This is a genomic window from Virgibacillus sp. L01 (genome assembly GCF_052246775.1).
Taxonomy (GTDB): domain Bacteria; phylum Bacillota; class Bacilli; order Bacillales; family Amphibacillaceae; genus Lentibacillus.
This window is the reverse complement of the sequence record NZ_JBQQCP010000001.1, coordinates 64,120-79,458: the sequence shown is the minus strand read 5'-3', so window position 1 is coordinate 79,458 and position 15,339 is coordinate 64,120. Positions and strand designations below refer to the sequence as shown.

The window sequence follows — 15,339 nt, the reverse complement described above, 5'->3', positions numbered from 1 at the left end:
CAACCTAAAAAGATAATTTGGAGTTTTTCTCTTTTTTCTCAAAAATAATAATATTTAGAATAAATATTCGAAAAGAAAAGATTATATGAAAAGACTTGTTTCTATGGGAATGTGGCGTTATAATATCGTATGTGTCAAAATTACTTTATATAATACGCGCCCATAGCTCAGTAGGATAGAGCTTTGGTTTCCGGTACCAAGTGTCGGGGGTTCGAATCCCTCTGGGCGCACTTAAATGAAACATAAAAGGGCAAGGGCTACAGTTAATGTAGCCCTTGCCTTTTTTTAGTTATTTTTCTACTGCCTAGGTGTAACTAACCTTAAAAATGGTCGAAAACTGAATTAAAGTGGATGAGTACTGAATAATGTGCAACGGAGACTGATAAAACAGTGTTGGAAACTGAATAACCACGTAATTGTTGAAGGAAGACTGAATAATTGGCCGAGAAGACTGAATAATTCCGGTCGTAGACTTATGACCTAAGCTAACTTCTAATATTGTTATACTTTTTGGATAATCTAAGTAATGGGTGATACATATGAAGGCAAATGAAAAAGATTACAAAAAATACAGCGATGCCATCGATCAGATACAGCAGGGTAACGATGCTATGATTGATTTATTTAATGAAATGGAAGACGATACTGAACTGATAGGTTTTGATCAAAAGGTCGTGGAACAGATTGAAAAAGCAAAGGCTAAATTCGGTGATGATGCAGTCAATGAGAAAATCAATTCGGTTGTACGTGAGATGCTCTCTTGGCTAGATCTTGAAGGAGTTAATAAAAAAGGAGAAGATAGCGACGGTTCCTCGTAAACTACATCTAAATAACATATTTCCTTTCTGTATAGCACCATGAAATTCAGAGATACTAACACTAGAAATGCAGAAAGAGGGGATAAAAATGAAACAGGTAACTATCGTTTTTTGGATTACATTGGCCATAACATTAGGTATGTCTTTTTTGGGAGTTTTGGCCCCCACAGGTTTTGAAAATATCTCAAAAACAATTATGAACTATATATCTGTTAATTTTGGCTGGTATTATTTACTGATTGTAACGTTGTTTGTACTGTTTTGTTTATATTTAATTATTAGCCCATATGGTAAGATCAAGCTTGGGAAGCCGGGCGAAAAGCCGGAATTCAGCTACCCTACGTGGCTTGCTATGCTTTTTAGTGCTGGTATGGGGATAGGTCTAGTATTCTATGGTGTAGCATCGCCTGTATCACATTATATTAATACCGCTCCAACAGCAGAACCTGGTACAAGAGAAGCGCTTGAGGATTCGCTGCGTGTCACATTCTTCCACTATGGTATACATGCATGGGCGATATATGCAGTGATTGCTTTAGTTCTAGCCTATTTTACATTTCGTCACGGAAAGCCTGGTTTAATAAGTGCTACTCTTGAGCCTATTTTTGGGGACAAAATGGAAGGTGGCTGGGGAAAGTTAATTGATGTTATTGCCGTATTTGCCACAATAGTTGGTGTAGCTACAACCCTTGGTTTTGGCGCGACGCAGATTAATGGAGGACTAACTTATCTCCTTGATATCGAGAGTTCGTTTTGGGTTCAGCTTGTTATAATTCTTATTGTAACTGTGTTGTTTATGTTATCTACGTATACTGGTCTTAGCAAAGGTATCAAGTACTTAAGCAATGCTAATATGACTTTAGCGGGGATATTATTGGTTGGTACATTAATATTGGGCCCAACATTGTACATTTTTAATTCATTTACAGATACAATAGGCGCATATCTTCAACAACTTCCTACAGAGAGTTTTCGCATCGCTCCTCATAATGATGAGGAGCGGAAGTGGGTATTGGACTGGACTGTATTCTTTTGGGCTTGGTGGATAGCGTGGGCACCGTTTGTAGGAATTTTTATTGCCCGCGTATCAAAAGGACGCTCAATTCGGGAATTCCTGACAGGTGTCCTCCTTGTACCTTCCGTTGTCAGCTTCCTTTGGTTTTCAACATTTGGCATCACAGGTATTGATGAACAGAATAAAGGAGCCGATATTGCCGGGCTCCCAGATGAGCAAGCTTTATTTGGAATGTTTGGCGAAATTCCATTAGGTATAGTCTTATCGATAATTGCCTTAATGCTAATTGGAACTTTTTTCATTACATCAGCGGATTCAGCTACATTTGTATTAGGTATGCAAACAACAAATGGCTCTTTATCCCCGCCGACAACCGTTAAGTTTGTTTGGGGATTTGCGCAATCAACCATAGCAGCTGTACTCTTGTATACGGGAGGACTGCAAGCATTGCAAAATGCTCTGATATCAGCAGCTTTTCCATTTTCGATAATTATGCTGCTAATGGTTTTTTCCTTCTATAAAGCATTGCAGAAAGATAAAAAGAGTGGTCCGGATAAAGTGAAATAGAGGTTGCAGACAAGGGATATAAAGTCCCTTGTTATTCTTTTGGTGATTTGTTAAATTTCGCGCGACAACGTGGCGAACTCGTACGGCAACACGGCAAACTCCGCTCGACACCGCGGCAACTCGCGCGACAATGTGGCGAACTCGCGCGACACCGCGGCAACTCGCGCGACAACACGGCAAACTCGCGCGACAACACGGCAAACTCGCGCGCTAACACGGCGAACTCGCGCGACAACACGGCAAACTCGCGCGACAACACGGCAAACTCGCGCGCTAACACGGCGAACTCGCGCGACAGCACAGTAACTCGTGCGCCTTCTCATGCTGCGCACAGAACTGTCTCGCCGGTGCCTTTCCGCCGGTGGATTGCAATTGCTTTATCCTCAATGTGAATATTATGATATAGAAAAATAAGATTTTAACTATTTAAACCAGCTGCGTGTCGTAGATTCACACTCATAATACGAATTAACTAACCTTAGACTTTGTAAGAAAACTTAATTAATTAAAAAACCAATCCAAACCCCACATGAAAATAGCAGTCCGAATGCCCAATGATGCCATGCTGCCCATTTCATTCCTTTAATTTCTACAGATCGTTTAGCATTACTGCGCAAAGCCCAGCGTAAGCGAAAAGCAAGCGGTAAGGCTAATAAAACTGCTAGCGACTGCCAAGCGATTACGTTGTATAAAACAAGTCCAAGTACTGTTATATAAGCAATCGAAAGCAGTGTAACAAGTATGTTCATTGCTCTGGTACGCCCTAAAATTGCTGGAAGTGTTTTTCGAAAGTTGCTGTCTTTTTTCAAATCCCGAATGTTATTTGTTAAAATCATCGAGGCGATAAGCATCGCAAAAGGCAGCGAGATTGCAGCAATCTGAATATCCACTGTATGTCCTTGAACACTGTATCCAAGCACTGTTATAACGGGGCCGAGAAAAATAAATGCGACTGTTTCACCTAATCCGATTGAACATAATGGGTGTGGCCCCGCTGAATAGAAATAGCCAAAAGTGATTCCTAAAATCCCCGCAAGTATAACCCATAAACTGCTCGTTAAAGCAAGCCATGCTCCACTTATGATGGCAATACCGAGCATTGAACCTGCTGCATAAGGAACTACTGTATGTGATGGGCCATGTGCATCAGATGGATTAAGAGTCCATTTATCTTTGTCCTGCCCATTCCGGAAGTCATAATAATCATTGAATAGATTTGTTGCTGCCTGTATTAGCAGTGCTGCGAATAAAAGGGCAAAAAACACATCAAATTGAACCGGTCCTTTTGATGCAGCTATTCCTGTGCCGCCTAATACCGGAGTTAGTGTACCTGTAAGAGTCATTGGTTTAATGAGTTGAAACCAGGAAGAACGGTAATAATATTTATCAAATCTAAGATCCATTGTAATTTGTGTCATGATCGCCACTCCTTCTTATAGTAATACCATACAAATAATTAGAGCAATAAAGCTGCTAATCTCCACCGATTCTAAAAGTATAGTTATCCGTAAGGCTTTTGAAAGAGGTTTTTTATCACCAGAATCAGCATTTTCCCATAGCGCAACATCTGAAAATACCTTTATGGATTGCCTATACCCAACAAAAACCCCCCCATAGTAAAGTGAATAGTGCGATTAGTAGTGCAGTTAACCAAATGTTTCCGTATGATGTATGCCATATGTCATCAAAATTTTTAATCGGGCCGCCGATCGTCCCAAGTAATATTCCTGTCAAAATAACACCAGCACCTGCTGCTGTTAGGAATCTGTGTGACCATTGAATAAGTGCGAGGAAGAACTTTCTATGTTGAGTAAATATCATATTTCTGACTGATGGAAAAACACCCCAGCCAATGAACATAACCCCACCAATCCAATTTACAGCTAGAAATATATGGATTCCTAATATAATTTGACGGACTTCCCATGGCATAACAATCACCAACTCTGCTTTATTTTCTTATTTCTTGGTTATAGTTTAATCCTCTAGTCCGTGTAATAATGTGATATATGTCACCAAATTGAATGAAATGGTGAATACTTTTAAAACATTTCACTAAAAAACGTCTATAATGGAAAAATAATAAAAACTTTTTCAGGTTTCAGCAGTCTAATACATAGACAAAGAATCAGGCAGGGGGTAGAAGGTTGGAAGAGGACGGCGGATTAGTAAAAAAAGCCATAAAAGGCAGTGATGAGGCTTTTATAAAACTAATGAGAATTTATAAAATTGATTTGTATAAGACAGCACTATCCTATTTTAAAAATGAAAACGAAGCATTAGAAGCAGTGCAGGAGGTTACCTTTCGCGTATATAAAAAAATACATACAATCAGGAAACCTTCTTATTTCAAAACCTGGCTTATCCGGGTGATGATCAATTATTGTAATGACCAGCTTAGAAGGAACAAGCGCATCATTTTTGATAATGAAAAAATACAGGAACAAGGAGTCACAGACAACCATACTAGGATAGAACTAAAGGATGCGATGCAAAGTTTGGATGAACAGTCACATGAAATTCTCATGCTTAAATATTTTCATGATTTAAAAATAAAGGATATTGCCGCAGCTATGGAATGCCCAGAAGGAACAGTCAAAACATGGCTTAACAAAGCATTGAAATCGTTACGGGAATTGCTTGATGAGAAGGAGGGGAATCTTCATGTACGAAAAAGAAGAGGATAAATTGAATGATTATAAAAAAGCATATGACGATATCCCAATCCCTCTTGATGCATTAGATAATGCCATATCATCAGGTTATCAACAGGCTAAATCAACAAAACAAAGACCGCGAAAAAAGAAATGGATAATGAGCGTTGCAATGGTGGCTATCATAATAATTACATTTGTAACATCAATCCGGGTTTCTCCAGTCTTTGCACAATACGTAACAGAAATTCCTGGTATGGAAAAGATAGTGGAATTAATCCGGGATGATAAAGGAATGATGTCAGCATTCAAAAACGATTACTACCAGGAAATTGCTGTTTCAAAGGAAAAGAATGGTCTGGAGGTTGTCATAGATGGGGCAATTGCAGACGAAAACGGGATAGTCTTGTTTTACACATTAAATACAGATGAAAAACAGAAAGACATTTCAGTTGAGGATACCCACTTGGAGAGTTCCGGTGGCGAAATATTAGACCTTTCCAGTGTATCCTTTGGAATGCCACATAACTCTGAAGAAGGAAAAAAAACGTACAGTGGGACAATCGAATACTTTTTTGAAAAGCCATTTAAGTCAAGAGAATTTGAAATCAACCTAAAAGTTACTGGTGATTCAGTTAACGAGGAGCTTAGCATTCCATTTAAACTTAAGGAAGATATTCGCGAAAAGAAAACATATGAACTTAACAAGGATGTTACCGTTGAAAGACAAAAAATGACGATATTGGATGCTACGGTTTATCCGCTAAGAGTTGCTGTTCATGTCAAAATGGATCCCAACAATACAAAAGAAATCCTAGCATTTGAAGATATGCGCCTAGTTGATGAGCGTGGAGAAACATGGGGGAAAATAAATGGGGTTGTTGGAAGCGAGATTGCTGAAAATGAGCAAATTATATACTTGCAAAGTAACTATTTTCACGACCCTGAGAGGTTATATTTAGTTTTTAGTAGAATGCAAGCCATTGATAAAGACAAAAACAAGCTTGTAATAGATACTGAGGAAGACGTCATCTTGCAACAGCCGAACGGAAATAAATTAAGAGATATGGAAGTTAATGGAAATAGGGTTAGTCTTAAATTGTATACCGAAAAGCAATTTTCCTACTTTATATTTGGAAAAATGAGAGATAATACAGGATATGAGGCGACAATAAAACGGTCATTTTCCAATGGATATAGGCCTGATAAGGGTATGGCGGAAATTGGCTTTAATATGGAAAGTTCTGATCAATTGAAATCACCTATTTCAATAGAACTGGAGTTTTTTCCAAACTGGATTACGGGGGATGAAAAGGTGAGGATTAAATAAGCGAAAGAACAGGGCTGTTAAACTTCGCCTTGTTCTTTTCACCTTATGCAGTTTTTATTGGCAGCTAGGAAAGTAAAAAACTTTCCTACTGCATAAGTGCAACTAAGGCATTCGCAATTAAAGGCTTGGCGAATGCCAAGTTTTCTTATAAAATAGAAGGTAGACTGGAGGGGATTATGGTGCAGCAAAAACTCAAGCAAGAACAGACATTACAGTTAAAAATGAACCAATCCCTGCTGCAATCGATCCATTTATTGCAGTTTACCGGTATTGAAATAATTGAATATATTAAGGAAATTTCCAAAGAGAATCCTTTGATAGAAGAAGTGAACTATGATTACGAAATAACGAGTTATAAAAATTCGAATACGGAGCAGCCCTCGATTGGAGAGATAAATCAGGCAACATTATCAATGTACGAACAGTTAAAGAGCCAGCTGTACACATTGAATGTGCCGAGTGATTTGGAGCCAGTTGTATCGTTTGGGATTGATTCGCTGAATGATGATGGTTACTTGGATATTGACGTGAATATATGGGCCGAAAATTGCAATACAACAATAGAAAGGGCTGAACAGGCTTTAGCATTAATACAGTCACTTGATCCCGCTGGAATTGGAGCTAGAACTTTGCAGGAATGTATCCAGTTACAGATGGGTGAATCATATCCATATATCGAAGAGTTGTTGCAGGAACATTTGGATTGGGTAGCTGAAGAAAACATTTCTGCCATAACCGATCAATATCAGTTAACTAAGGATAAAGCCAAAGTTATGTTAGAAGATATTAAATCCTGTCACCCAAAGCCTGGTAAACTTCTATCACGAACCAGTACAGAATATATAATTCCGGAAGCAAATATTTATGAAGAAGATGGCAAATGGAAGATTTCTTTTTATAAATGGAATTCACCGGCGATTGAAATCAATGAATCCTATGCTAACCTTATGGCAAACGAGAAAGAAGCAGAGGATTATCTAAAAGATAAATTAAAGCAAGTGGACTGGCTCAAGCATGCAATTTCATTTAGGTCAAATACATTGGAGAAAGTCATCCGAAATATTGTGGACAAGCAGCAGATGTATTTTGAACATGGTTCTTTTATGCTGCAGCCGTTAACCTTAAAGGATATTGCCACAGAATTAAGGCTGCATATTTCAACTGTTAGCCGTGCGATATCCAATAAATATGTTCAGACAAAGAATGGTGTCATCCCGCTTAAATTTTTCCTGCAGTCAGGCGTTAAACAAGCAGACGGGCAGCAGACGTCGTCATTTGTCATTAAGCAATTAATTTTTGAACTGCTTAAACATGAAAATAAGCAGAAGCCGTTGTCCGATCAGATGATTAAAAACCGGCTGGATGACGAATTTGGAATATCGATAGCACGAAGAACAGTGGTGAAATATCGTGAACAGCTAGGAATAGCTGCTTCAACGAAAAGAAAATAATGGGGGATAAACTTTGCAAAACGTTATTTTTTATACAAAAGAAAATTGTTTACTATGTGATGATGCACGATCTTTACTTGATCTGTTAAAACACGATTACCTTTTTCAATTGGAAGAACGGGATATTTATTCAAAAGATGAATGGCTCGAGAAATATCAATTGATGATACCAGTTGTCAAAATAAATGATACAACCCTTGATTGTGAGCAAATCAGTTACGATGCATTGGAAAAAGCATTAAAAGAAGCAAATTGATTGAATAATAATATGTGTATGGTAAAATAATAAGTGGAGTAAAAATCATCCACATATTTTTTTGCCTGAGGTGGGACGTAATATTGCCGGACGGGATCAATTCTGTCCACGGAGGAGTATTTTCATGCGAGATTTAATTGACATACAGAAAAAATTATACCCTGATCTCCTGGAAATCATGCAGCAGCGTTATGTTGTTTTGCAGAATATTGAACTCCTGCAGCCGATTGGGAGACGTGGATTAGCAGAAAACACAAACCTTACCGAACGTAATGTGCGTGGTGAGATTGATTTTCTACATGAGCAAAGTCTAATCGATATCACATCAAAAGGAATGCAAATTACAAAAGAGGGAAAATTAGTAATCAAGCAATTGTCCGATTTCATGCAGGAAGCAATGGGTTTAAGTGTTTTGGAAAGGCAATTGAAGGATAAATTACAAGTAAGTAATATTGTGGTTGTTCCTGGTAATAGCGATGACTATGATTGGGTAAAACAAGAGATGGGTAAAGCTTGTGCTTCCTTTTTAAAGGAAAGCGTGAGATCTCCACAAACAATTGCAGTAACTGGTGGAACAACAATGGCTGCAGTTGCCAGCATGATGGTCCCTTTTGATAATGCAGCAAGCAGCTTATTTGTCCCGGCAAGAGGTGGTATTGGTGAGAAAGAAGAAAATCAGGCCAATACGATTGTTGCCAAGATGGCAAGGGAAGCGAAAGGTGATTATCGGTTACTTTATGTTCCTGATCCATTAAGTGAAACATCGTATCAGAATATCATCAAGGAACCATCTATTAATGAAACGCTACAGCTGATTAAAAGTTCAAGTGTTGTGTTACACGGAATAGGCGACGCGTTAACAATGGCTGAACGAAGGAAAACACCAAAAGAAGTTACGGAGCAATTAAAGGAGAAGAAAGCAGTAAGTGAAGCATTTGGTTATTATTTTGATAAGTTCGGTGATGTTGTTCATAAGGTAAGGACTATTGGCATACAGCTCGATGACTTATCGACAGTTAACCAAGTAATAACAATAGCTGGAGGACATTCGAAGGCTAATGCAATTGCTTCTTATTTTAAAAAAGGTAAAAGTGATCTGCTTATAACAGATGAAGTAGCTGCTGAACAGATTTTAAGAGATGAATCTCTTTAAATAGAATAAATTTTTATAAAATCTTAGGAGGAATTATACATGACAGTAAAAATGGGAATTAACGGATTTGGACGGATTGGACGTAATGTTTTTCGTCAGGCACTTAAAAATGACGAAGTTGAGGTTGTTGCAGTAAATGACCTAACAGATGCGGATATGCTTGCACATCTATTGAAGTATGATTCAGTGCACGGCAAATTGGAACAGGAAGTATCAGTAAACGGATCCAATATCGTTGTTGGCGGAAAGGAAATTAAAGTGCTATCTGAAAGAGATCCAGCTGACTTAGGCTGGGGAGATATTGGCGTAGATATAGTGATTGAATCTACTGGCCGTTTTACACAACGTGATGATGCGAAGAAACATCTTGACGCTGGCGCGAAGAAAGTAATCATTTCAGCTCCGGCAAAACAGGAAGATTTAACAATGGTTATGGGTGTTAATGAACAGGACTATAATCCAAGTGAGCATCACATTGTTTCCAATGCATCTTGTACAACCAACTGTATTGCACCATTAGCAAAAGTGTTACAGGATAAATTCGGTTTGAAACGTGGTTTGATGACTACAGTTCACTCATACACAAACGACCAGCAAATTCTTGACTTGCCGCATAAAGATTATCGTCGTGCACGTGCTGCAGCACAAAATATCATTCCAACATCAACTGGTGCAGCAAAAGTTGTTGGAAAAGTATTGCCTGAATTAGATGGCAAGTTGAATGGTATGGCAGTCCGTGTTCCTACTCCAGATGGTTCATTAGTTGATTTGGTTGCAGAATTGGATCAGAATGTGACAGAAGAAGAAGTAAATAAAGCATTCCAGGAAGCAGCGGCTGAAGGCGACTTGAAAGATGTATTGGAATACAGTGATGAAGCACTTGTTTCATCTGATATTGTTGGTAATCCGCATTCATCTATCTTTGATAGCCTATCAACCATGACACTTGAAGATAACATGGTAAAAGTCGTTTCATGGTATGACAATGAAATGGGTTACTCTGCACGTTGTGTAGACATGGCAGTATATATCCAAAACCAAGGATTGTAAAATATATTAAATGGGGGAGAGGGGCAATCCTCTTCCTTTTCTTGTATAATGTGATTAGTGTGAGCAATTCCGGGGAATTTAAGAAGATACATAAGTTTAAAAGCAGGAGGTATAGGCATGAACAAAAAAACACTTTACGATCTTGATGTAGAAGGAAAACGAGTGTTTTGCCGCGTAGACTTCAACGTGCCAATGAAAAATGGCGAAGTTACCGATGATACACGAATCAAGGCCGCACTGCCAACAATTAAATATTTATCCGAGAATGGCGCAATTGTTATTTTGGCGAGTCACCTCGGCCGTCCTAAAGGAGAGGTTAAAGAAGAATTGCGTTTGGATCCAATAGCGGAGCGTCTAAGTGATCTTATTGATAAAGATGTTGTGAAAACGGACTCTGTTTACGGGAAAGAAGTTCATGAAGCCATCTCACAAATTAGTGATGGAGATATTTTACTAATTGAAAATGTCCGTTTTGAAGCTGGTGAGGAAAAGAATGATCAGGAGTTAGCAGAAGCTTTCGCGGAGATGGCTGATTTGTATGTAAATGACGCATTTGGAGCGGCACATCGCGCACATGCCACAACGACAGGTGTTGCTGAAAAGCTGCCGGCTGCAGCAGGCTTCCTGATGGAAAAAGAGATTGCAGTACTAGGCAAAGCCCTTGAAAATCCAGAACGACCGTTCACAGCAATCATCGGTGGTGCCAAAGTAAAAGATAAAATCAATGTAATCGATCATTTATTGGATAAAGTAGATAACCTTATTATTGGTGGCGGACTTGCGTATACTTTCATTAAAGCACAGGGTCATGAAATTGGTAAGTCGTTGCTTGAGGAAGACAAAATTGATTTGGCAAAAGAATTCATTCAAAAAGCAAAGGATAAAGGTGTGAACTTTATTTTGCCAAAGGATGCAGTCGTAGCTGATGATTTTTCAGAAACAGCTAATACGAAAATTGTTGATATTAATGAAATTCCTGCAGATTGGGAAGCACTAGATATTGGACCAAAAACACGTGAAATTTATGAAAAAATTGTTGCTGACTCAAAACTGGTAATTTGGAATGGACCAATGGGTGTTTTTGAATATAATGCATTTGCTGGTGGAACAAAAGCAGTGGCTGAGGCATTAGCAAACACAGAAGGTTATACTGTTATTGGTGGTGGAGATTCTGCTGCAGCTGTTGAAAAGTTTGGTTTTGCTGAAGATATGGACCATGTATCAACAGGTGGAGGAGCTTCCCTTGAGTTTATGGAAGGCAAAGTGTTGCCAGGTGTACAAGCATTAGATGACAAATAACAAAATCTGAAATTAGAGGTGAGAGGATGCGCAATAAAGTAATCGCTGGAAATTGGAAAATGAATAAAGTTTTAGCAGAAGCAAATCAGTTTACTGATGATGTGGTAGAAAAGGTACCAAGTAATGATAATGTGGAATCTATTATCTGTGCACCATTCCCCTTTTTAACATCTTTGATTGAAAAAACAAAAGGAACAAAAGTAAAAATCGGTGCGCAGAACATGCATTACGAAGAGAAGGGTGCATTTACCGGCGAAGTAAGCCCGGTTATGCTGAAAGACCTTGGTGTGACTCATGTTGTTATTGGTCACTCTGAGCGTCGGGAACATTTTGCTGAAACGGATGAAACGGTCAATAAGAAAGCCCATGCAGCATTTAAACATGATCTTACACCGATTGTTTGTGTTGGTGAGACACTTGATCAACGCGAAGCAAACGACACGATGAACCACATTGAAAAACAGGTTCGTAAAGGGCTTGAGGGATTATCAGATGAACAGGTAGCATCAACAATTGTTGCCTATGAACCTATTTGGGCAATTGGTACAGGTAAAACTGCCTCAAGTGAGGAAGCGAATGAAGTTTGCACGCACATTCGTAATGTAATCAAGGATGCTGCGTCAGAAGATATTGCTGAAAAAGTTGTTATTCAATATGGTGGCAGTGTCAAACCTGCCAATATTGATGAATTGTTAACACAATCTGACATTGATGGTGCACTAGTTGGAGGAGCCAGCCTTGAAGCAGAATCATTTCTAGCACTTGTGGAGGCCGGTACAAAATGAATCAGGGAAATTTAGCTGCAATTATTATCTTGGACGGATTTGGTATCCGTGATGAAATGATGGGGAATGCAGTCAGACAGGCGAACACACCAAATTTTGACCGCTATTGGGAAAAGTTTGCCCACAATCAGTTACAAGCAAGTGGCGAAGCTGTGGGACTTCCTGAGGGTCAAATGGGCAACTCCGAAGTGGGTCACCTCAATATTGGTGCTGGTCGCATTGTTTATCAGAGTTTAACCCGTGTAAACTTGTCGATTAAAGAAGGCGACTTTTTTGAAAAAGAAGCATTTCTTAAATCGATGCAGCATGCGAAGGATAAGGGTAAATCACTGCACATTTTTGGTCTGTTATCAGACGGTGGTGTGCACAGCCATATTAACCATCTTTTCGCAATGTTGAAACTGGCTAAGGATAATGGGCTGGAAGATGTCTATGTTCATGCATTTCTGGATGGTCGTGATGTTGGACCACAAACAGCTAAAACGTACATTGAACAGACAGAAGAAAAAATGCAAGAATACGGTATCGGAAAGATTGCTACAATTTCCGGCCGTTATTATTCCATGGATCGCGATAAACGGTGGGAACGCGTTAAAAAAGCGTATGATGCCATGGTTTATGGTGAAGGACCTAAATATAAAAGCCCATATAAAGTAATTGACGATTCCTACGAAAATGGAATACATGATGAGTTTGTTATTCCATCTGTTATTACTGATGATAATGATGAACCTGTTGGAAAGGTTCAGGATGAGGATTCGATTATCTTTTACAATTTCCGTCCCGATCGGGCTATTCAAATTTCCCGTACATTTGCAAATGAAGATTTTCGAGACTTTGACCGTGGAGAAAACGTTCCCAAAAATTTGGACTTCGTGATGCTGACGAACTTCAGTGAATCAGTTGATGGTTATGTTGCATATAAGCCTGTCAATTTAGATAATACTGTTGGTGAAGTACTGGCACAGAATGATATGAAGCAGCTTCGAATCGCCGAAACGGAAAAATACCCGCATGTCACCTTTTTTATGAGTGGCGGACGTGAAAATGAATTCCCGGGTGAAAAACGTGTCCTTATCGATTCTCCAAAAGTTGCGACGTATGATCTGAAGCCTGAAATGAGTGTTTATGAGGTCACTGAAAAATTGCTGGAGGAACTTGATTCCAAACAGCATAATGCAGTTTTATTAAACTTTGCTAACCCCGACATGGTTGGGCATTCTGGTATGCTGGAGCCGACAATTAAAGCAATTGAAGCGGTTGATGAATGTTTAGGTAAAGTAGTTGATAAAATTGTCGAGCTTGGTGGTAATGCGATCATTACAGCGGATCATGGTAATTCTGATGAAGTTACAACATTGGAAGGTGATCCAATGACTGCTCACACGACTAACCCTGTTCCTGTTATTGTAACGGGGAACGAGCTTGAACTTCGTGATGGTGGTATTTTAGCCGACTTATCACCTACATTACTGGATTTGTTAAATGTTAAACAACCAAAAGAAATGACTGGCGAATCACTAATTAAAAGGTAAGCGTATTTTTCTAACCATTAATTAAAATTATAAAAACAAAAGGAGCGATTTTTATGCCATATATTACAGATGTTTATGGACGAGAAGTGTTAGATTCCCGCGGCAACCCTACTGTTGAGGTGGAAGTTTTTACAGAATCAGGTGCATTTGGTGCTGCATTAGTACCAAGTGGTGCATCTACTGGTGAATATGAAGCGGTGGAGCTCCGTGACGGTGACAGTGAACGTTATCTAGGAAAAGGTGTTCAAAAGGCTGTTCAGAACGTTAATGATATCATTGGTCCTGAATTAATTGGTGTTGATGTAACTCGTCAAAATATCATTGACCAAATTATGTTGGAGCTTGATGGTACAGAAAACAAGGGCAATCTTGGTGCCAACGCCATCTTGGGTGTATCGATGGCAGTTGCACATGCTGCATCAAGCTACCTGGAAATCCCACTTTACAATTACTTAGGTGGATTTAATGCAAAAACACTTCCAACACCAATGATGAACATTCTAAACGGTGGAGAGCATGCTGATAATAATGTAGACATTCAGGAATTTATGATTATGCCTGTAGCTGCAGCAACATTTCAGGAAGCACTTCGAACCGGTGCAGAAATTTTCCATTCTTTGAAAAAAGTATTAAAATCAAAAGGCTACAACACTGGAGTTGGCGATGAAGGTGGTTTCGCACCAAATCTCAAGTCCAACGAAGAAGCATTGCAAACCATTGTGGAAGCGATTGAAGCTGCGGGTTATAAATCAGGAGAAGAAGTTCAATTGGCAATGGACGTAGCTGCCTCTGAGATTTACAGTGATGGAAAATACAATCTGAAAGGTGAAGGCGTCGTTCGGACATCAGCAGAAATGGTTGACTGGTATGAAGATATGGTAAATAAATACCCAATTATCTCAATTGAAGATGGCTTGGACGAGAATGACTGGGAAGGCCATAAATTATTAACTGATCGAATTGGAGATCGCGTACAGCTTGTTGGTGATGATTTATTCGTTACAAATACAAGTAAGCTTTCCCAAGGTATCGAACAGGGTGTTGGTAACTCCATCCTAGTTAAGGTTAACCAAATCGGCACATTGACCGAAACCTTTGAAGCAATCGAAATGGCCAAACGTGCTGGATATACAGCTATCATTTCACACCGTTCTGGTGAAACAGAAGATGCGACAATTGCCGATATAGCTGTTGCATCCAACGCTGGACAAATTAAAACAGGCGCACCGTCACGTACAGACCGTGTTGCAAAATACAACCAGTTATTACGTATCGAAGACGAATTAGCTGGCATGGGTGAATATGCCGGGCTGAGTGCGTTTTATAACTTAAATAAATAATACTGATACTATGAAAGAGGCGGAGTGAATCCGTCTCTTTTTTTTGTTAAGTGACTTATAGGACGGGTGGGCTTGGCTTATTATGG

Annotated in this window: 14 protein-coding genes and 1 tRNA gene; 13 read left to right on the top strand and 2 right to left on the bottom strand. The window is 39.1% G+C overall.

The features are described from left to right. Nucleotides 1-156: 156 nt before the first annotated feature. From ACTWQM_RS00340 to ACTWQM_RS00330, 3 genes are all read left to right on the top strand, one after another. A tRNA-Arg gene (locus ACTWQM_RS00340) sits at nt 157-230 on the top strand. 309 nt (nt 231-539) lie between these two features. Beyond that, nucleotides 540-818 carry an atypical membrane-integrating protein (Mistic protein) gene (locus ACTWQM_RS00335; protein WP_443256179.1) on the top strand — a complete coding sequence of 93 codons (279 nt, stop codon included), beginning with the start codon at nt 540-542 and terminating at the stop codon, nt 816-818. A gap of 88 nt (nt 819-906) precedes the next feature. Next, nucleotides 907-2,400, top strand: a complete 1,494-nt coding sequence (locus ACTWQM_RS00330; RefSeq protein WP_443256178.1) for a BCCT family transporter — start codon at nt 907-909, stop codon at nt 2,398-2,400. A 497-nt stretch (nt 2,401-2,897) separates the two neighbouring features. On the opposite strand, the gene ACTWQM_RS00325 is transcribed toward ACTWQM_RS00330, so the two are convergent. Continuing rightward, complete coding sequence (locus ACTWQM_RS00325) at nt 2,898-3,818, bottom strand: prenyltransferase (RefSeq protein ID WP_443256177.1); 921 nt, start codon at nt 3,816-3,818, stop codon at nt 2,898-2,900. A gap of 172 nt (nt 3,819-3,990) precedes the next feature. Then, the gene (locus tag ACTWQM_RS00320) at nt 3,991-4,332 is read right to left on the bottom strand and encodes a hypothetical protein (protein ID WP_443256176.1); all 342 of its coding nucleotides are present in this window, start codon (nt 4,330-4,332) and stop codon (nt 3,991-3,993) included. Between the two features lie 215 nt (nt 4,333-4,547). Here ACTWQM_RS00320 and ACTWQM_RS00315 point away from each other — a divergent pair, with 215 nt between their 5' ends. The 10 genes from ACTWQM_RS00315 to eno all read left to right on the top strand — a co-directional run bounded on the left by ACTWQM_RS00315 (nt 4,548) and on the right by eno (nt 15,253). Next, nucleotides 4,548-5,087: a sigma-70 family RNA polymerase sigma factor gene (locus ACTWQM_RS00315; RefSeq protein ID WP_443256175.1), complete on the top strand. Its 540-nt coding sequence runs from the start codon at nt 4,548-4,550 to the stop codon at nt 5,085-5,087. Then, nucleotides 5,065-6,384, top strand: a complete 1,320-nt coding sequence (locus ACTWQM_RS00310) for a DUF4179 domain-containing protein (protein WP_443256174.1) — start codon at nt 5,065-5,067, stop codon at nt 6,382-6,384. The genes ACTWQM_RS00315 and ACTWQM_RS00310 overlap by 23 nt, the downstream gene beginning before the upstream one ends. 176 nt (nt 6,385-6,560) lie before the next feature. Further along, nucleotides 6,561-7,835 carry an RNA polymerase factor sigma-54 gene (rpoN, locus tag ACTWQM_RS00305; protein WP_443256173.1) on the top strand — a complete coding sequence of 425 codons (1,275 nt, stop codon included), beginning with the start codon at nt 6,561-6,563 and terminating at the stop codon, nt 7,833-7,835. A gap of 13 nt (nt 7,836-7,848) precedes the next feature. Further along, nucleotides 7,849-8,091 (top strand): glutaredoxin family protein, encoded by a 243-nt coding sequence (locus tag ACTWQM_RS00300; RefSeq protein ID WP_443256172.1) that lies wholly within the window; start codon nt 7,849-7,851, stop codon nt 8,089-8,091. A gap of 124 nt (nt 8,092-8,215) precedes the next feature. Next, complete coding sequence (locus tag ACTWQM_RS00295; RefSeq protein WP_443256171.1) at nt 8,216-9,244, top strand: sugar-binding transcriptional regulator; 1,029 nt, start codon at nt 8,216-8,218, stop codon at nt 9,242-9,244. A 39-nt stretch (nt 9,245-9,283) separates the two neighbouring features. Then, complete coding sequence (gene gap / locus ACTWQM_RS00290; protein ID WP_443256170.1) at nt 9,284-10,294, top strand: type I glyceraldehyde-3-phosphate dehydrogenase; 1,011 nt, start codon at nt 9,284-9,286, stop codon at nt 10,292-10,294. A gap of 117 nt (nt 10,295-10,411) precedes the next feature. Further along, nucleotides 10,412-11,593: a phosphoglycerate kinase gene (locus ACTWQM_RS00285; protein WP_443256169.1), complete on the top strand. Its 1,182-nt coding sequence runs from the start codon at nt 10,412-10,414 to the stop codon at nt 11,591-11,593. 26 nt (nt 11,594-11,619) lie between these two features. Next, a complete protein-coding gene (gene tpiA, locus ACTWQM_RS00280) occupies nt 11,620-12,378 on the top strand; it encodes a triose-phosphate isomerase (protein WP_443256168.1) in 759 nt (252 codons plus the stop codon). Further along, nucleotides 12,375-13,913, top strand: a complete 1,539-nt coding sequence (gpmI, locus tag ACTWQM_RS00275; RefSeq protein WP_443256167.1) for a 2,3-bisphosphoglycerate-independent phosphoglycerate mutase — start codon at nt 12,375-12,377, stop codon at nt 13,911-13,913. Before tpiA ends, gpmI begins: the two co-directional genes overlap by 4 nt. 53 nt (nt 13,914-13,966) lie before the next feature. Next, nucleotides 13,967-15,253, top strand: coding sequence for a phosphopyruvate hydratase (gene eno / locus ACTWQM_RS00270; protein ID WP_443256166.1), 1,287 nt, complete (start codon nt 13,967-13,969; stop codon nt 15,251-15,253). Nucleotides 15,254-15,339 lie beyond the last annotated feature (86 nt).